Below are 19,342 nucleotides of genomic sequence, written 5' to 3' on the forward strand. Positions count from 1 at the left end.
ATGTAGAAAAAAGAGAGGCGTTCTGGAAAGAACTGTCTCTCTTTTTTTTTGTAAGTATAATATTAGTGTTTAAGCTTGTTTTTGTTTTGCAGCTCCTGTATTTAAAGTAAGAGCAAGGAAGAACATTGCAAGCACACAAGAAGCAAGTAGCAAAATGAATCCGCCGTCCCATCCGAATCCATCTACAATAAAGCCCATAGCTGCGCTAGCAAAAGTAGCTCCGCCTAGGTAACCGAAGAACCCAGTTAACCCAGCGGCAGTTCCAGCAGCTTTCTTTGGTGCTAAGTCAAGAGCGTGTAGGCCAATTAACATAACAGGTCCGTAAATTAAAAATCCAATGGAAACAAGTGCGATACTATCAATGATTGGGTGGCCAGCAGGATTTAACCAGTAAACAAGAACGGCAATGAATACACCGACCATAAATAAAATACCAGCAGGTGCGCGGCGCCCTTTAAACAGTTTATCACTCATCCATCCGCAAAGAAGTGTACCTGGAATACCAGCCCATTCATATAGAGCATAAGCTGTACGTGAGCTACTATGAGTAAAGCTTTTTTCCTCTACTAAATAAGTAGGAGCCCAGTCTACAACACCGTAGCGAACGAAATAAACGAATACGTTCGCGATAGCGATATACCATAAAAATTTATTGTTTAATACGTATGTAAATAAAATTTCCTTTACCGAAAGTTCGCGTTCACGGTCCGCTACTTTTTCATCTGATGGATATTCACCAGTATGTTCTTCGATAGATGGTAATCCACAAGATTGAGGCGTATCACGCATCGTAATTAATACATAAATCCCAACTAAAATTGAAAGAATACCTGGGAAGTAAAATATACTTTTCCAGTCATTTGCAAAGAAATATAAGCCTAATGTAACGAGAGAAGGCATAAGTGCGCCACCGACATTATGAGCGACGTTCCAAATAGACATTTTTGTACCACGTTCACTAATCGAGAACCAGTGAACCATCGTACGGCCACAAGGAGGCCATCCCATACCTTGTACCCATCCATTTAAAAACTGAAGTACAAACATAAGTATAATGCTCGTTGTAATGAAAGAAAATGAGCCGAAAATAATATTAATGATACCTGATAAAAATAGCCCAGCTGCTAAAAAGTAGCGAGGATTACAACGATCGGATACGATACCCATAAGAAATTTACTTAATCCGTAAGCGATAGATACTGCTGAAAGGATAACCCCAAGTTCCGCTTTACTAAAGCCTTGTTCGATTAAGTATGGCATTGCGAGTGAAAAGTTTTTTCGAACAAAGTAGTAACCCGCATAACCGATGAAGATACCTAAAAATACTTGTAAACGTAATTTACGGTATTCGCTATCAGTGCGATCAGTAGGTAAGCGTTCTGCGTGGGGCGCAGGTTTAAATAATTGTGTGAAAAACATAAAATGAAAATCCTCCCCTAATTAATTCGAAGCGTTTTAAGACAGAGAGAATACAAAAAGGCCATGAAATATAAAAAAGTTCCCCTTTTTTATGATTCATAGCCGTATACTCCGATTCTCCGTGACTGTCAATATTAACTTCGACGAAAATTATACAACTTTGTGACAAAAATGTAAACGTTTTTATAAATAAAGTTGTTGACGTAATTTGTTTGTGGGATTAATATTTAAATACGTTAAATATTTTATTGTTTAAATAAGAGGTGGATAACATGCCAAATGATATGACTCATATTGATAAGATTCAAGCTCTTACATTTGCTATAGGAAAGAAAATGCAAACGGAGCTACTGGAACAAATGCAAGCATCAGGACTTACACCACCACAGTTTTATATTTTGAAGATTTTAGATCATCACGGAGCCTCAAGAGCAACACAATTAGCGGAGAAAATGTACGTGAAACCGAGCGCGATTACAGTAATGATTGATCGTTTAATTGATCATGGGCTAGTAGAGCGTTATCACGACGATAATGATCGCCGCGTTGTCGTCATTGAGCTAACCAAAAAGGGGAAAGACACAGTAGAAGAGGCGATGGCAGCTCGTAATGAGCATATCGGCAAATACTTTTCACAATTAGAATTACAAGAGCGAGAAGATTTGTTACGTCTCTTTGAAAAGTTAGAAACAATTATTTGCGGGACACAAGAGAAAAAAGAGAAAAAAGAGAAAAAAGAGAATAAATAAGAGGAATTGAGGAGATTACATGGAGCAACAAGAAAATCAGAATAGAAAGTTGTTGTTAGTCGGTTTAGTAATCGCGATGCTATTTGCTGCGTTAGACGGAACAATCGTTGGTACAGCAATGCCGCGTATCGTCGGTGAACTTGGCGGATTAAGCTTAATGACATGGTTAACAACTGCTTACATGTTAACATCAACGACAGTCGTACCAATTGCAGGTAAATTAGCGGATTTACTTGGGCGTCGTAATGTATATATAACAGGATTAGTTATTTTTATGATTGGTTCAGCGTTATGTGGTATGGCAAATGGTATGACAGAATTAATTATTTTCCGTGGTATTCAAGGTCTTGGTGGCGGTATTATGATGCCAATGGCTATGATTATTATCGGAGATATGTTCACAGGAAAAGAACGTGCGAAATGGCAAGGTATTTTTGGAGCTCTATACGGTCTTGCTTCTGTAATTGGGCCACAAGTTGGTGGTTGGATTGTAGATGCCGTGAACTGGAGATGGGTATTCTACATTAACTTACCAGTTGGTATTTTAGCGACGATCTTTATTGCAATGGGATTAAAATCGCATAAACAAACAGGTCCAATTAAAATTGACATCGCTGGAATCTTTACGATGATTCTCGGTGTTGTAAGTTTATTACTTGCGTTAACGTTTGGTGGGAAAGATTACGCATGGGATTCTTGGCAAATTATCGGGTTATTCGCATTAGCTTTAATTGGTATCGTTAGCTTTATTATTGTTGAAACGAAAGCTGAAGAACCAATTTTACCAATGCATTTCTTTAAAAATCGCACCTTTACAATACTGAATGCGATTGGATTCTTTATGAGTATCGGAATGTTTGGAGCTATTATGTTCGTACCGTTCTTCATGCAAGGAATTGTAGGAGTAAGTGCTGCTGAATCAGGAACGATCATGACACCAATGATGATTACAATGATTGTTATGAGTATTATCGGCGGTCAACTTGTATTAAAAGTCGGTGTGAAACCACAAATTATCACAGGTATGCTTGTTATGGCTGGTGGATTCTGGTTATTAACAACGATGGATATGCACACAACTAAGCTTACCGCTACTTTTTATATGATGATCATCGGTTTAGGAATGGGTCTTGTTATGCCGACACTAACACTGGCATTACAAGAAAGTTTCCCGAAAAAAGATCTTGGTGTAGTAACATCATCAAGTCAGTTCTTCCGTCAAATCGGTGGAACATTCGGTATTACAATTTTAGGATCAATTATGAATAACACTTCAGGTACAACATTAACAAATAAATTAATACCTGTATTAGATACGTTCCCGAAAGAAGCGGGACAAATGGTAACTAAATTGAAAGATATGATTCATACAGACCCACAAGGTTTATATTCGATGCTCTTTAATCCAGAAGCATTAAAGCAAATGCCGGAAGCATTCTCTAATAGCATCGTACCAATTTTGAAAAGTTCTTTAGTAGACTCACTTCATACTGTATTCTTAACAGGATTAGTATTTATCGTAGTAGGTGCTATCTTTACGATTTTCTTACAGAAAATTAAATTGTCTGATCGTAAAAAAGGTGCTGAAGAGCCTGCTATAGAAGAGAAAGAACGAACTGCATCATATTCGTAATGATGAAGCATCGCCTTATGGCGGTGCTTTTTTGAGTATAACCTTAAAAGCTTTTTAATGAGAAATGATTGACGTATTTTTAGAAATACGTTATATTATTTTCTGTAAACGGTTACATGGAATGGAGAGAAAAGAGAATGAGTACGATTAAAGACGTTGCAAAATTAGCGGGAGTATCTGTTGCGACCGTTTCCAGAGTGTTAAATAAAAATGGATATGTTCATGAAGATACGTTAAAAAAGGTAGAGCGTGCAATTGAAATGTTAGATTATAAGCCGAGTACAGTAGCGCGTTCACTGTATAATAAAAAATCTCGTTTAATTGGCTTAGTTGTTCCAAATATCGTGAATCCATTCTTTCCAGAAGTTGCACGTGCCGTAGAAGATGTAGCACATAAGCAAGGTTACACAGTTGTCCTTTGTAACTCTGATGAAAGTTTAGAAAAAGAGAAACAATACATTGATGTACTTAGACAAAATAATGTGGATGGGTTTATTGTGGCAACGAATCCACAAAATAGTGTTAATTACATGAATTTGTCTATTCCAGTTGTTGCAATTGACCGTATGTTTAATGAGCGCATTCCTACTGTATATGCAGATAACTATGCAGGGAGTCAGGCGGCGACAAAGTTATTAATAGACAAAGGATGTAAACATATTGCACATATTCGCGGACCTCGTGATGTGAGTACAGCAAATGAACGTTTTGAAGGTTTTGTAGACATTATTACGCAAAATAATCTTTCTTATATGATTGCAGAGAGTACATTCGATCCAGCTAATAGTGAACGGGTAGCGGTGGAATTATTAGAAGAATATCCATATATTGACGGAATTGTTGCTGGAAATGATTTAATTGCAATTGGTATTGTAAAGGCTGCACTTCAAATGGGAATTTCTATTCCAAACGATTTACAAATTATTGGATTTGATGGGATTTCTTTAACTGAAATGATGTATCCATCTATTACGACTGTTGCACAGCCAATTTATGAAATGGGGAAAATTGCAACAGAATTGTTGTTAGAGCAGATGGAAGGAAATGCATTAGAAGAGAAACATTATCGTTTACCGATTGAAATTATAGAAAGAAATACAACGAAGTAAGGAGATGAGACAGATGCCAAATATTGCAGTAGTAGGTAGTATTTCAATGGACTTAGTGGCTGTTTCAAAAAAGCGGCCGAAAGCAGGCGAAACAGTAATCGGGGAAGCATTTCATACGATTCCAGGAGGGAAAGGGGCCAATCAAGCAGTTGCAGCAGCTAGATTAGGGGCAAATGTAGCAATGGTTGGTGCAGTAGGAAGTGATGATTACGGAACAGTAGTTAGAAGAAATTTAGAGAATGAACGTGTTTTTATCGACTATGTGGTACCGGTTACAGATAGAACAACAGGAATCGCTCATATCGTTTTAGCAGAAGAGGATAACAGTATTGTTGTCGTACAAGGAGCAAATGCTCTTGTAAATGAGTCGATTGTAGATCGTTCAAAAGACCTTCTTGTAAAAGCTGATATGGTTGTTCTTCAACTAGAGATTCCGCTTGAAACAGTAAAATACGTTCTGTCTATTTGTGAGGAGCATAAAATTCCAGTTATGTTGAATCCGGCTCCAGCACAATTTTTATCAGAAGATATTTTAGAAAAAGCGACTTATATTACGCCGAATGAGCATGAGTGCCGCATTGTATTAGATGATTTCACATCACCAATTGAAGATTTACTGGCTAAATATCCAAACAAACTACTGATGACAGAAGGTTCTAATGGTGTTCGTTTCCATAACGGAACGGAAGTTGTTCAAGTTCCAAGTATTGCCGTAGATGTAGTAGATACGACTGGAGCTGGTGATACATTTAACGGCGCGCTAGCAGTTGCACTTTCTGAAGGAGAACCACTTCAAAAAGCTATTCGTTTTGCGAACATTGCTGGTGGTCTTTCTGTAACGAAACTTGGTGCACAAGGCGGTATGCCAACGAGAGATAGAGTACGAGAAGTGCAGGTGATTATTGGATGAAAAAACACGGTGTATTAAACAGTGAGATTGCGGCAGTTCTTGCTTCACTTGGACATACAGATACGATTGTAATTGCTGATTGCGGGTTACCTATTCCTGATGGAGTAAAACGAATTGATTTAGCAATTGAAATTGGAAAGCCTAGTTTTTTAGACGTATTACAAGTTGTTGCTGATGATATGGCAATTGAAAAAGTGACGTTAGCAGAAGAAGTTATTATGAATAATGCAGAGGTAAATAAAGAAATTGAGATGCGATTAATAGAGCCAGCATTTGAATATGTGTCTCATAAGGAATTTAAAGAGCATACAAAGAGAGCGAAGGCGATTATTCGTACAGGAGAAGCAACGCCTTATGCGAATGTTATTTTACATGCAGGAGTGATTTTTTAATAAAGGGATGTGATGAGAATGCACATTGAAATGAAAAATATTTCAAAAGCGTTCAGTGGTAATCCTGTTTTAAAAAACGCACAGTTTACGATTGAAACAGGAGAAGTCCATGCATTGATGGGGGAAAATGGAGCGGGGAAATCGACGCTCATGAAGATTCTAACAGGTGTATATAAAAAAGACAGTGGAGCAGTCACAATTGATGGACAAGAACGAACTTTTAAAAATGCGAAAGAAGCGGAAGAGTACGGTATTGCATTTATCCATCAAGAGTTGAACATATTACCGAATTTAACGGTAGCTGAAAATATGTTTCTTGGAAAAGAGTTAATGTATGGAAAAACGGGCATTTTACGTACGCGTCAAATGAATGCGATTGCCCAGCAGCAATTGGCAGATCTTGGTCTGCATGTGAGAGGCGCTATGCTAGCAGGTGAATTATCAGTTGGACAACAGCAAATTATTGAAATTGCTAAAGCATTAATGACAAATGCGAGCGTTATTATTATGGATGAACCTACAGCAGCATTAACAGATCGCGAAATTGAAACACTGTTTATTGTTATTAATAAATTGCGTAAAGAGGGCGTTTCGTTCGTTTATATTTCACACCGGATGGAAGAAATTTTTTCAATATGTGATGCTATTACGATTTTACGTGATGGAGAATATGTAGGGAAAAGATTAATTCCGGAGACATCATTTGATGAAGTAGTTAGCATGATGGTGGGTCGTAGTATTGGTGAACGTTATCCAGAACGAAATAGTCAAATTGGCGAAGTGATTTTTGAAATGCGTAACGGAACGAAAAAGGGGAAATTTGAAAATGTTTCGTTTCAAGTTAGAAAAGGTGAAATCCTTGGTGTTGCGGGCTTGATGGGAGCTGGTCGCACGGATATTATGAAAGCGATATTTGGATATGAACCGCTTGATTCAGGACAAATTTTTATGAATGGACAAGAAGTGAAAATTGATAGTCCAATTGATGCGATTAGACAACGAATTGCCTTTATTACGGAGGATAGAAAATCTGAAGGGCTTGTGTTAGATTTTTCGATTCGTGAAAATTTAGCTTTACCAAATTTAGAAAGTCTTTCAAAGGGAAGCGTTGTTAATAAAGGTTTAGAACAGCAATTTACAGAGGATATGATGAAGCTTCTTAATGTGAAAGCAGCAAACGGAGAGCAAGCTGTAAAATCTCTTTCTGGTGGAAATCAGCAAAAGATTGTAATTGCAAAATGGTTAGGTATTCATCCGCAGTTACTCATTTTAGATGAACCAACGAGAGGTGTAGATGTTGGGGCTAAAAAAGAAATTTACTCTATTATGAATAAGCTTACCGAGCAAGGAGATTCCGTTATTATGGTATCGTCTGAGCTTCCAGAAGTTTTAGGAATGAGTGATCGTGTTCTCGTCATTCATGAGGGGAAAATCGGTGGTATTTTAGAGAAGGATCAGGCATCGCAAGAGTCTATTATGGCACTAGCTACAGGGGGAGAGTAAGATATGGCTAAGAAGGGGAATGTATTACAACAACTTGGTTCTTTAATTGGATTAGTATTAATTATCGTAGTAATTACAGCTTTAAATCCAGCATTTATTGAAATTCCAAATTTATTTAATATACTGCGCCAAGTATCGATTAATGCACTCATTGCATTTGGAATGACCTTCGTTATTTTAACAGGGGGTATTGACTTATCGGTAGGTTCTATTTTAGCATTATCAAGTGCACTTGTTGCCGGAATGATGGCAAGTGGCATGGATCCGTTCCTTGCAATGGTAGTTGGATTATTAGCAGGTCTTGCAATGGGAATTATAAACGGTATCATTATTGCGAAGGGAAAAGTAGCTCCGTTTATTGCAACTTTAGCAACAATGACTATTTTTCGCGGGTTGACGCTTGTTTATATGGACGGACGTCCGATCACTGGTCTTGGTGATCATTTAATGTTCCAAATGTTTGGCCGTGGTTATTTCCTCGGTATTCCTGTGCCAGCCGTTACAATGATGATCGCTTTTGCAGTATTGTACTTTATTTTAAAGAAAACAACGTTTGGTCGCCGTACGTTTGCGATTGGTGGAAATGAAGAAGCGGCAGCTTTATCTGGTATTAATGTTACGAGAATTAAAGTAATGATTTACGGTCTTTCCGGAATTTTGGCAGCGCTTGCAGGTATTGTCTTAACATCAAGATTAGATTCTGCACAGCCGACTGCTGGTACTTCTTACGAATTAGATGCAATTGCTGCAGTTGTGTTAGGAGGAACGAGTCTTTCTGGCGGAAGAGGATGGATTGTTGGTACATTCATCGGTGTGCTTATTATTGGTGTACTAAATAACGGTTTAAATTTATTAGGTGTATCTTCTTTCTTCCAACAAGTTGTAAAAGGACTTGTAATCTTACTAGCTGTACTAATTGATCGTCGAAAAGAAGCGTAATGGAGGGGCAATTCATGAAAAAATGGTTACTGATACTCGTTGCATGCATCATGGTAGTTACTGCTGGTTGTTCAATGGAACCACCAGATTGGGCAAAGGATTCTGGCGATAAAGGTCGAAATAAAACTATTAAAGTTGGATTTTCTGTTTCAACTTTAAATAATCCATTTTTCGTCACGTTGAAAAAAGGTGCAGAAAAGAAAGCAAAAGATAGCGGCATTGAATTAATTGCTGTTGATGCACAAAATGATGCAGCGAAGCAAACAAACGATGTTGAAGATTTAATTCAAAAAGGTGTCGATGTAGTTGTTATTAATCCAACCGACTCAGATGCTGTTGCTTCAGCGGTAAGTGCAGCCAATGCAGCCAATGTTCCTGTTATTACAGTAGACCGAGTTGCGAATTCAGGTAAAGTTGTTTCTCACATAGCTTCCAACAATGTAGAAGGTGGCCAAATGGCTAGTGATTACATTCGGGAATTAGTTGGTGAAGGAACAAATGTTGCTGAGTTAGAAGGAATCCCTGGATCGTCTGCTGCTCGTGAGCGTGGGAAAGGATTCCATAACGTGGCTGATAAGTCTTTAAAAGTAGTAGCAAAACAAGCAGCTGATTTCGATCGTGCAAAAGGGTTATCCGTTATGGAAAATATTTTGCAAGCAAATAGCGATATAAAAGCAGTGTTTGCTCATAACGACGAAATGGCATTAGGCGCACTTGAGGCGTTGAAATCTGCTGGCAAAACGGACGTAGTCGTTGTTGGATTTGATGCAACGGACGATGCTGTAAAAGCGGTTAAAGATGGGCGCATGGCAGCAACAGTCGCTCAAAAACCGGAATTAATCGGAGAGAAGGCGATGGAAACAGCGAAAGAGATAACACAAGGTAAAAAGGTGGACAAATTTATTCCGATTGAATTAGAGCTTATTAAGAAAAAATAAATAAATATAAAATGAAAATTAGGAAGGAAGAATAACAAATGAAATTTTTTATTGATACAGCAAACATTAACGAAATTAAAGAGGCAAATGCATTAGGTGTAGTAGCTGGAGTAACGACAAATCCATCACTTGTAGCAAAAGAAGGCGTAGATTTCCATGAGCGTATTCGTGAAATTTGCAGCTTTATTGAAGGACCTGTAAGCGCAGAAGTAATTAGCTTAGAAGCTGATAAAATGATTGAAGAAGGAAAAGAATTAGCAAAAATCGCTCCAAATGTAGTCGTAAAAGTTCCAATGACAACAGAAGGCTTAAAAGCAGTAAAAGCATTCTCAGATTTAGGAATTCGTACAAACGTTACATTAGTATTCTCAGCAGTGCAAGCATTACTTGCAGCTCGCGCTGGTGCGACATACGTTTCACCGTTCTTAGGTCGCCTAGATGATATCGGTCATAACGGTATGGACTTAATTCGCCAAATCGCAGAAATCTTTGCAATTCACGGCATTGAAACAGAAATCATTGCAGCATCTGTACGTCACAGTGTTCACGTAACAGAAGCAGCATTAAACGGTTCACATATTGCAACAATCCCAGCAAACGTAATCGCTTCATTAGTGAAGCATCCATTAACAGATCAAGGAATTGAGAAATTCTTAGCTGATTGGGAAAAAACACAAGAGAAATAATAGAAAATCGAGAATCCTAGTTTAATTGACTAGGATTCTTTTTGTTTTAAAGAATTTTCATGCAATTTTGCATATTGTCTTTTAAATTTGTTATATAAGCTATTTAATATATATCAAATCACTTTTTATTTTTCATATTTCGACATAAAGTGAAACTTTAATCAGTGGGGGGGTTGTTCATCCCCCACCGATTATCAGCCCTCACCAATCGGGCTTTTACGGGCAGTTATCTCCCTCTTAACTTCCTTGCATTCGCTGAATTTTGAGATGGGAGTCTTACTGCCCAGCAAATAGAGGGATAAAAAAATAGAGGGTCTGACCAGAAAACTGGAGGGCATGATTCTATAACAGAAGGTTTATCGTTTATAGAATTATGTCTTTTTTATATAAGGGAGGATAGCGGTTAGTTTATGTTCAATTATCAGAATTTTAAGATTTGTAAAAGGAGAGAAATACAATGAGAAGAAAAACACCATTTAAAGTGTTGTCGTCATTAGCAATTGCGACAATCATCGGATGCACAGCTGTAATGAGTGCTCCGTTAGCATATGCAGAAACGCCAGCGGGAGCAAAAGAAAATATGTCTACAACTCCAATTGATCATAATTTAATTCAAGAGGATCGTTTAGCGGAAGCATTGAAAGAAAGAGGAACAATTAATCCAGCTTCGTCTAAAGAAGAGACGAAAAAAGCTGTAGAGCAATATATTGAAAAGAAACAAGGGGATCAGGCAAATAAAGAAATTTTTCCAGAGGATACTGCTAAAGAAGCATCTGACTTCGTAAAAAAGGTAAAAGAGAAAAAGATGGAGGAAAAAGAGAAGGTAAAGAAAGCTGAAAAAAATGTGAGCCCTGATCAAAAGCCGGAGCCAAATAAAAAGCAATTAGATGGGAAAGTTCCAACTTCTAAGGCGAAACAAGCTCCATATAGTGGACCTGTCCGTAATGATAAAGTGTTAGTGTTACTCGTTGAGTTTAGTGATTATAAACATAATAATATTGAGCAAACACCGGGTTATATGTACTCGAAAGATTTTAGTAGGGAACATTATCAAAAAATGTTATTTGGTAATGAGCCTTACACATTATTTGATGGTTCAAAAGTAAAAACATTTAAGCAATATTATGAAGAACAGTCTGGTGGCAGTTATACGACAGATGGGTATGTAACAGAGTGGTTAACTGTTCCAGGTAAAGCTGCTGATTACGGTGCTGATGGTAGTAGCGGTCACGATAATAAAGGACCAAAAGGTGCGCGTGATTTAGTGAAAGAAGCATTAAAAGCTGCAGCGGATAAAGGATTAGATTTATCACAATTTGATCAGTTCGACCGCTATGATACAAATGGCGATGGCAATCTTAATGAACCGGACGGTGTAATTGATCATTTGATGGTAATTCATGCTGGTGTTGGTCAAGAAGCTGGCGGTGGTAAATTAGGAGATGATGCAATTTGGTCACATCGTTCTAAATTAGCAAGGGATCCAGTAGCGATTGAAGGAACAACATCCAAAGTACCTTATTGGGGTGGAAAAATAGCGGCTCATGATTACACAATTGAACCAGAAGACGGTGCAGTAGGTGTGTTTGCACATGAATTTGGACATGACCTTGGTTTACCAGATGAGTATGATACGAATTATACTGGAATGGGATCACCTGTCGAAGCTTGGTCATTAATGAGTGGAGGTAGCTGGACAGGAAAAATCGCAGGAACAGAGCCAACTAGTTTTTCACCACAAAATAAAGACTTCTTACAAAAGAATATGGGTGGAAACTGGGCGAAAATTTTAGAAGTAGATTACGATAAAATTAAGCGTGGTGTGGGCGTTCCTACATATATTGATCAAAGTGTTACAAAATCAAATCGTCCAGGTGTCGTACGTGTCAACTTACCAGGTAAGAGTATTGAAACAATTAAGCCTGGATTTGGAAAGCATGCATACTATAGTACAAGAGGCGATGATATTCATACGACATTAGAAACACCATTCTTCGATTTAACAAAAGGAACAAATGCAAAATTTGATTATAAAGCGAATTATGAACTAGAAGCAGAGTGTGATTTCATCGAAGTACATGCTGTAACTGAAGATGGAACGAAAACATTAATTGATAGATTGGGAGAAAACATAGTCCAAGAAGATAAAGATACAACAGATGGAAAATGGATTGATAAATCATACGATTTAAGTCAATTTAAAGGGAAGAAAGTTAAACTACAATTCGACTATATTACAGATCCAGCTTTAACATATAAAGGTTTTGCAATGGATAATGTAAATGTAACAGTTGATGGACAAGTAGTATTTTCAGATGACGCAGAAGGACAGTCTAAAATGAAGTTAAATGGATTCGTTGTTTCTGATGGGACAGAACAGAAACCTCATTATTATTATCTAGAGTGGAGAAACTATGCCGGATCAGATAATGGATTAAAAGCGGGAAGAGGTCCAGTGTATAATACAGGTCTTGTCGTTTGGTATGCAGATGATAGCTTCAAAGATAACTGGGTTGGGTTACATCCAGGTGAAGGCTTCCTTGGTGTTGTAGATTCTCATCCAGAAGCGATTGTTGGAAATTTAGGCGGGAAACCAGCATACGGTAATACTGGAATTCAAATTGCAGATGCTGCATTTTCATTTGATCAAACACCTTCATGGAGTGTAAATTCATTTACACGAGGACAGTTTAATTATACTGGATTACAAGGTATTACAACGTTTGATGATTCAAAGGTATACAGTAATAAGCAAATTGCTGATGCGGGACGAAAAGTTCCAAACCTTGGACTTAAATTCCAAGTTGTTGGACAAGCAGAGGATAAGTCAGCAGGCGCTGTTTGGATTAAGCGTTAATAAAATAAAAGCACATTCTTCATATGAAGAGTGTGCTTTTTAATTTGTACAGTAAGTTATTATTTTAGCTCGTGTAATACAACTGTTAATTCATGTATAGTGTATCAAATTATGTGGGGAAAGGAAATATTTCCGAGGAAATTGTCGAAGTATCTTCAGTATTTATTTAGTTTATTTTTTAAAGGGAGAAAGTAGTATTGCTTTTATACATAAGTTTATTTACAGTATTACTTGGTTATATGCAAAAGTAATATATATTAGGCGGAAAAAAGCTCTATTCGATAGAGCTTTTTTTTTTGAGTAGAAAGGAGGAGTTATAAATGAAAGAAACAATTGTCTGCCCACAGTGTGAAGGAAATATTACTGCACAACATATTATCGATATCCCACATCTTTTTTCATTAAGGTGTCCACATTGTAAGGTGAAGCTGAAAGAAATAAGGATAACACCATGTTTAATATTAGCGGCAATTTGTATAATTCCACTGTTTATTATTATTGGTGAGAGTATTAAAGAATTGCTAGGAAAATATTTTTCTATTATAGACAATGTACCAACCGTACTTATTTTCTTCTTATTTTGTTATCCGTTGTATTATTTCTATGAAAAATATAATGCCAGATTGTTTATTAAGTATGGTTTATTGAAAGTGAAAAATTGAACAGGAGCTTATCATTATGTTGTGGAAAATTTATTTAGTCATTGTAGCGATATTAGCTATTACTTCATTAATAAGAGGGATGTTTCAAACACCAATTCAAAAGTTTGATTTTGTAGTGTCCATTATTACGTGGATAGGGCTATTTGGTTTTGTCTTCGATGTAGAAATATTAACCCCAATCGTTTGGAAATGCATCTTTGTGTTTAGCATTATTTGGACTTTGAGTGCAGTTTTTATTTTACGCTTATATGAAGAGAAGAATGAATCGTTGCCTTTTGTATTTAAATTAATTGGGATTATTCCAACGCTTCCGTTATATTACGGGTTATATCAATACGCATTTTAAAAAAAAGACAATGATGGAATTAACCCATCATTGTCTTTTTTACTTTGCTTCTTACAAAAATCATTCCAGCAAATGTTAACAAGAATGCAGTTCCGATAACGAAGCTAGCGCTAGGTGATGCTCCGATTGCTCCAACTGTAAAGGATCCAGCAACAACTCCTAACGAGAAGAATGCATAAAACAACCCGAATGCTTTCCCGCGATTATTATCTGTCGTATTTTCAACAAGTAAAGCATTAATTGCTGGGAAGAGGATAGCGAACCCAATTCCATAAATCATCATAACGATAAAGAGCATGCCTTTTGTTGCAAATAATCCGAGTAAAGATAATGCTAGTGCCATTACTGCAATCCCGATTAGCATTAGTTTTGAACGATTAAATCGATCGTAAATGCGATTTGTTGGCAGTAAGAAGAAGAGGATAGCGGTAATTCCGAATATACTTAACATCATGCCTGTTGTAGATGCTTTAAGTGCTAACGCCTCAACTTTTACTGGTAACATATAAGTGACAATCCCTTGTGAAAACATTAGTGTGAAAGCACCAATATATGCTTGTAATAACGGTTCTGATTTCAATAGTTCAATCATATCTTCTTTGTTCATCATTTGAGTTCTTGATGTATCTTTTCTTGATACGTTATTTGGTAAGAAGAATAGAGATACGATTGTACCAAGGACCATTAAAATAGAAATAGTAATGAACACCCACTCTATACCAGCTGTTGCTTTCATAATGCCGCTGAAAGCAGGTCCTACGATTGCAGCTGTTCCAACAGCAGCACCAGATAGAGCCATTGCCTTACCTTGCCTTGCTGAATTCGTTTGCTTTGATAAAAACGTAAAGGCAGCAGGAATTAAAAATCCGTCACTAAAACCGTGCATAAAACGCACAACTAATAGTTGTTCACCACTTTGAACAACGGTGTATAACAAGACTATGAAACTCGTAATTCCCATGCTTATATAAAGGATTTTTTTTGCACCGAATTTATCGACAGCGGCTCCAGCAATAATATTACCGATCATATTAGCGAATGAGTACATACCGACAACTAGTCCGATAACAAGAGGGGTTCCTCCAAGACTTTGAGCGAAAGTACTCATAATAGGTAATTGTGAAAATGTATCTAAAAACGCTACGATAACAATAAAGTAAATAAAATATTTCAAGCGATATTCACCTCTCCTATGCTATTATGGCATAATGCTAATTTCAACTGCAATGAAATTGAATTAACAGATGTGGAAAAAAGTACAAAGTGACAAAATATTGAACTTTATTTGTTAAAAATTAGTGGAAATGATATTGTTTTTTTGAAATATATGGATAGAAGTACTATAATAGATTTGTAAACTTCACCAGGTTAAATATATACATAGAGAGGGATGTATAAAATGAAAGCATTACTTTGGCATAATCAACGTGATGTAAGAGTAGAAGAAGTACCAGAACCAACTGTAAGACCAGGAGCAGTTAAGATTAAAGTTAAATGGTGTGGTATCTGTGGGACAGACCTGCATGAATATTTAGCGGGACCTATTTTTATTCCGACAGAAGAACATCCATTAACACACGTAAAAGCACCGGTTATTTTAGGACATGAGTTTAGTGGTGAGGTAGTAGAAATTGGTGAAGGAGTTACATCTCATAAAGTGGGAGACCGCGTTGTTGTAGAACCAATTTATTCTTGTGGTAAATGTGAAGCTTGTAAACATGGACATTACAATGTTTGTGAACAACTTGTTTTCCACGGTCTTGGTGGAGACGGTGGTGGTTTCTCTGAATATACAGTAGTACCAGAAGATATGGTTCATCATATACCAGACGAAATGACGTATGAACAAGGTGCGCTTGTAGAACCAGCAGCAGTAGCAGTTCATGCAGTACGTCAAAGTAAATTAAAAGAGGGAGAAGCTGTAGCGGTATTTGGTTGTGGTCCGATTGGACTTCTTGTAATCCAAGCAGCAAAAGCAGCAGGAGCAACTCCTGTTATCGCAGTTGAACTTTCTAAAGAACGTCAAGAGTTAGCGAAATTAGCGGGTGCGGATTACGTATTAAACCCAGCAACTCAAGATGTACTAGCAGAAATTCGCAACTTAACCAATGGTTTAGGTGTAAATGTGAGCTTTGAAGTAACAGGTGTTGAAGTTGTACTTCGTCAAGCGATTGAAAGTACAAGCTTTGAAGGCCAAACAGTAATTGTTAGTGTGTGGGAAAAAGATGCGACAATTACTCCGAACAACCTTGTATTAAAAGAAAAAGAAGTTATCGGTATTCTTGGATATCGTCATATATTCCCAGCTGTTATTAAATTAATTAGCTCTGGCCAAATTCAAGCAGAGAAATTAATTACGAAAAAAATTACAGTGGACCAAGTTGTTGAAGAAGGATTTGAAGCACTTGTAAAAGATAAAACACAAGTGAAAATTCTTGTTTCACCTAAATAATATACAATAGAAGAAAGTAGCTCTTTTCTAGAAATAGAAAAGGGCTACTTTTTTTCTATACTGAAAGGTGATAGACTTTCCTTTAACTAAAGGTATTTTTGTTTGGAAGGGGAAGTCCAATGCTTTCATTTATGTTGACATTGAAACGGATGTTAAGAGCCTGTTTACGAGCATGGAAAGATAAAGAGTTTCAAGTGTTGTTCGTATTAACAATGTTGACATTAACATCGGGGACGATTTTTTATAGTACAGTTGAAGGATTACGTCCTCTTGACGCTCTATATTTTAGTGTGGTTACGTTGACGACTGTCGGTGATGGAAATTTTAGTCCGCAAACTGATTTTGGAAAGGTGTTTACGATCTTATACATATTTATCGGGATTGGATTAGTGTTTGGATTTATTCATAAATTGGCAGTTAATGTGCAACTGCCAAGTATATTATCGAAAAGAAAAAAAGAGTAAAGCGGTTAATCGCTTTACTCTTTTTTTACATTAGTTTAGACAAGTATTTGCAGTAGCTTAACAATAATTTATTACAATGTAAGTGCATTCATTCATTACGTTCACTATGTATAAAGTTATAGTGATATGAACATTTGCATATTTCGATTAAATAATAGAAATTCGGTGGAAGGTGGGATATTCTAATCATAGGTTAACCGAAAGGCATCGTAGGATCCAAACAAAATATTTACAATAACTCAACTATAAAATGGAGGATTTCATATGAAAAAGAAAGTGCTTGCTTTAGCAGCAGCTATTACGTTAGCAGCTCCGTTACAAAATGTAGCTTTTGCACATGAAAATGATGGAGGGAATAGAGTACAGATTATTCAATATTGGTCCGCTGAAGATAAACACTCAGAAGGTGTAAACTCTCATTTATGGATCGTGAATCGTGCAATTGATATTATGTCCCGTAATACGACAATTGTAAAACAAGATCAAGTTGCACTATTAAATGAATGGCGCACAGATTTAGAAAATGGCATTTATTCTGCTGATTATGAAAATCCTTATTATGACAATAGTACATTTGCGTCGCATTTCTATGATCCAGACAATGGAAGTACATACATTCCACTTGCAAAGCAAGCGAAGGAAACTGGAGCTAAGTATTTTAAATTAGCTGGTGAATCTTATAAAAATAAAGATATGAAACAAGCATTCTTCTATTTAGGGTTATCTCTTCATTATTTAGGAGATGTAAATCAACCGATGCATGCAGCAAACTTTACGAATATTTCTTATCCACAAGGGTTCCATTCTAAATATGAAAACTTTGTAGATACAATTAAAGATAATTACAAAGTAATGGACGGAAATGGATATTGGAACTGGAAAGGTACGAACCCTGAAGATTGGATTCATGGGGCGGCAGTGGCTGCGAAGCAAGATTACCCTGGCATTGTAAATAGTAATACGAAAAGTTGGTTTGTAAAAGCTGCTGTATCACAAAGTTATGCGGACAAATGGCGTGCTGAAGTTACACCAATGACCGGTAAGCGATTAACGGAAGCGCAACGTGTAACAGCTGGATATATTCAGCTTTGGTTTGATACGTACGGAAATCGTTAAGTATTGGAGAAAGGTCAAATCTCAGAATAGAGTATTTGGCCTTTTTATCACTATACAATACATGGAGGTATGACTCGTGAAAAGTAAATTGTTAAAAGTTGTACTTAGCTTTGGAATAAGTCTAGCAGCTTTATATAGCGGATCTTCCGTTCAAGCAGAAATGTCCACAAATCAAAATGATACGTTAAAAGTTATGACGCATAATGTGTACATGTTATCAAAAAATCTATATCCCAACTGGGGACAAATTCAGCGTGCTGATTTAATTGGAGCGGCAGATTATATAAAGAATCAAGATGTTGTTATATTAAATGAAGTGTTTGATAATAGTGCTTCAAATCGCTTATTAGGAAATTTGAAGAAAGAATATCCAAATCAAACGGCAGTATTAGGTCGTAGTAGTGGAAGCGAGTGGGATAAGACGTTAGGAAACTATTCATCTTCGACTCCTGAAGATGGAGGTGTAGCGATTGTGAGTAAATGGCCAATTGTTGAAAAGATTCAATATGTATTCGAAAAAGGTTGTGGACCAGATAACTTATCAAATAAAGGATTTGTATACACAAAAGTTAAGAAAAATGATCGTTTCGTGCATGTGATTGGGACTCATTTACAAGCTGAAGATAGTATGTGTGGAAACACTTCGCCAGCATCTGTACGTACAAAACAGCTACAAGAAATTCAAGATTTTATTAAAAATAAAAATATACCAAATAACGAGTATGTGTTAATTGGTGGTGATATGAATGTGAATAAAATAAATGCTGAGAACAATAGTGACTCAGAGTACGCATTCATGTTCAAAACATTGCACGCTTCTATTCCATCTTATACTGGGCATACTACGACTTGGGATGCGGCGACAAACAGTATTGCGAAATATAACTTCCCCGATAGCCCTGCCGAGTATTTAGATTATATTATTACAAGTAAGGACCATGCGAATCCATCGTATATAGAGAATAAGGTGTTACAGCCGAAATCGCCACAATGGACTGTTACGTCATGGTTCAAAAAATATACATATAATGATTACTCTGATCATTATCCAGTAGAGGCCACTATTTCTATGAAGTAGAGTAGTCTTAAAAAAGTTTCTTCGTGAAGAAGAAACTTTTTTTATTTGAAAACAGGAAAATCATTTTTTCTTTCCAATATGTATAAGAC

Annotated in this window: 18 protein-coding genes; 16 read left to right on the forward strand and 2 right to left on the reverse strand. The window is 36.7% G+C overall.

Translation table 11 applies throughout. The features are described from left to right. Positions 1-69 precede the first annotated feature (69 nt). Positions 70-1,419 carry a glycerol-3-phosphate transporter gene (gene glpT / locus JDS80_RS15525; RefSeq protein ID WP_199639146.1) on the reverse strand — a complete coding sequence of 450 codons (1,350 nt, stop codon included), beginning with the start codon at positions 1,417-1,419 and terminating at the stop codon, positions 70-72. Between the two features lie 272 nt (positions 1,420-1,691). Here glpT and JDS80_RS15530 point away from each other — a divergent pair, with 272 nt between their 5' ends. From JDS80_RS15530 to JDS80_RS15585, 12 genes are all read left to right on the forward strand, one after another. Then, on the forward strand, positions 1,692-2,168 hold the full coding sequence (locus JDS80_RS15530; RefSeq protein WP_071772202.1) for a MarR family winged helix-turn-helix transcriptional regulator: 477 nt from the start codon (positions 1,692-1,694) through the stop codon (positions 2,166-2,168). Positions 2,169-2,187: 19 nt separating this feature from the next. Beyond that, on the forward strand, positions 2,188-3,801 hold the full coding sequence (locus JDS80_RS15535; protein ID WP_098888266.1) for an MDR family MFS transporter: 1,614 nt from the start codon (positions 2,188-2,190) through the stop codon (positions 3,799-3,801). A 116-nt stretch (positions 3,802-3,917) separates the two neighbouring features. Beyond that, positions 3,918-4,910, forward strand: coding sequence for a ribose operon transcriptional repressor RbsR (rbsR, locus tag JDS80_RS15540; protein WP_199639147.1), 993 nt, complete (start codon positions 3,918-3,920; stop codon positions 4,908-4,910). A gap of 13 nt (positions 4,911-4,923) precedes the next feature. Beyond that, complete coding sequence (rbsK, locus tag JDS80_RS15545; protein WP_199639149.1) at positions 4,924-5,820, forward strand: ribokinase; 897 nt, start codon at positions 4,924-4,926, stop codon at positions 5,818-5,820. Beyond that, entirely contained in the window at positions 5,817-6,212 is a 396-nt protein-coding gene (rbsD, locus tag JDS80_RS15550; protein WP_199639151.1) for a D-ribose pyranase, read from the forward strand. The genes rbsK and rbsD overlap by 4 nt, the downstream gene beginning before the upstream one ends. An 18-nt stretch (positions 6,213-6,230) precedes the next feature. Continuing rightward, positions 6,231-7,715 carry a ribose ABC transporter ATP-binding protein RbsA gene (gene rbsA / locus JDS80_RS15555; protein WP_098888270.1) on the forward strand — a complete coding sequence of 495 codons (1,485 nt, stop codon included), beginning with the start codon at positions 6,231-6,233 and terminating at the stop codon, positions 7,713-7,715. A 3-nt stretch (positions 7,716-7,718) separates the two neighbouring features. After that, entirely contained in the window at positions 7,719-8,654 is a 936-nt protein-coding gene (locus tag JDS80_RS15560) for an ABC transporter permease subunit (protein WP_002114125.1), read from the forward strand. Positions 8,655-8,668: 14 nt separating this feature from the next. Next, a complete protein-coding gene (rbsB, locus tag JDS80_RS15565) occupies positions 8,669-9,592 on the forward strand; it encodes a ribose ABC transporter substrate-binding protein RbsB (protein ID WP_002204435.1) in 924 nt (307 codons plus the stop codon). Positions 9,593-9,630: 38 nt separating this feature from the next. Beyond that, a complete protein-coding gene (gene fsa, locus JDS80_RS15570) occupies positions 9,631-10,278 on the forward strand; it encodes a fructose-6-phosphate aldolase (protein WP_000667669.1) in 648 nt (215 codons plus the stop codon). Positions 10,279-10,735: 457 nt separating this feature from the next. Then, positions 10,736-13,135: a M6 family metalloprotease immune inhibitor InhA2 gene (inhA2, locus tag JDS80_RS15575; RefSeq protein WP_199639153.1), complete on the forward strand. Its 2,400-nt coding sequence runs from the start codon at positions 10,736-10,738 to the stop codon at positions 13,133-13,135. A gap of 320 nt (positions 13,136-13,455) precedes the next feature. Then, a complete protein-coding gene (locus JDS80_RS15580; RefSeq protein ID WP_071743750.1) occupies positions 13,456-13,797 on the forward strand; it encodes a hypothetical protein in 342 nt (113 codons plus the stop codon). Between the two features lie 16 nt (positions 13,798-13,813). Continuing rightward, entirely contained in the window at positions 13,814-14,143 is a 330-nt protein-coding gene (locus tag JDS80_RS15585; protein ID WP_098888273.1) for a hypothetical protein, read from the forward strand. Positions 14,144-14,162: 19 nt separating this feature from the next. Here JDS80_RS15585 and JDS80_RS15590 read toward each other — a convergent pair whose 3' ends face one another. Continuing rightward, entirely contained in the window at positions 14,163-15,317 is a 1,155-nt protein-coding gene (locus JDS80_RS15590) for an MFS transporter (RefSeq protein WP_199639155.1), read from the reverse strand. A gap of 225 nt (positions 15,318-15,542) precedes the next feature. Here JDS80_RS15590 and bdhA point away from each other — a divergent pair, with 225 nt between their 5' ends. From bdhA to sph, 4 genes are all read left to right on the forward strand, one after another. Then, entirely contained in the window at positions 15,543-16,595 is a 1,053-nt protein-coding gene (bdhA, locus tag JDS80_RS15595; RefSeq protein WP_000645832.1) for a (R,R)-butanediol dehydrogenase, read from the forward strand. A gap of 119 nt (positions 16,596-16,714) precedes the next feature. Continuing rightward, a complete protein-coding gene (locus JDS80_RS15600; protein ID WP_199639157.1) occupies positions 16,715-17,059 on the forward strand; it encodes a potassium channel family protein in 345 nt (114 codons plus the stop codon). Positions 17,060-17,323: 264 nt separating this feature from the next. Then, the gene (cerA, locus tag JDS80_RS15605; RefSeq protein ID WP_199639159.1) at positions 17,324-18,175 is read left to right on the forward strand and encodes a phospholipase C; all 852 of its coding nucleotides are present in this window, start codon (positions 17,324-17,326) and stop codon (positions 18,173-18,175) included. A gap of 76 nt (positions 18,176-18,251) precedes the next feature. Continuing rightward, complete coding sequence (gene sph / locus JDS80_RS15610; RefSeq protein ID WP_199639161.1) at positions 18,252-19,253, forward strand: sphingomyelinase C; 1,002 nt, start codon at positions 18,252-18,254, stop codon at positions 19,251-19,253. Positions 19,254-19,342: the final 89 nt, after the last annotated feature.

The sequence above is a fragment of the Bacillus cereus group sp. N8 genome, assembly GCF_016483685.1.
GTDB lineage: Bacteria > Bacillota > Bacilli > Bacillales > Bacillaceae_G > Bacillus_A > Bacillus_A proteolyticus.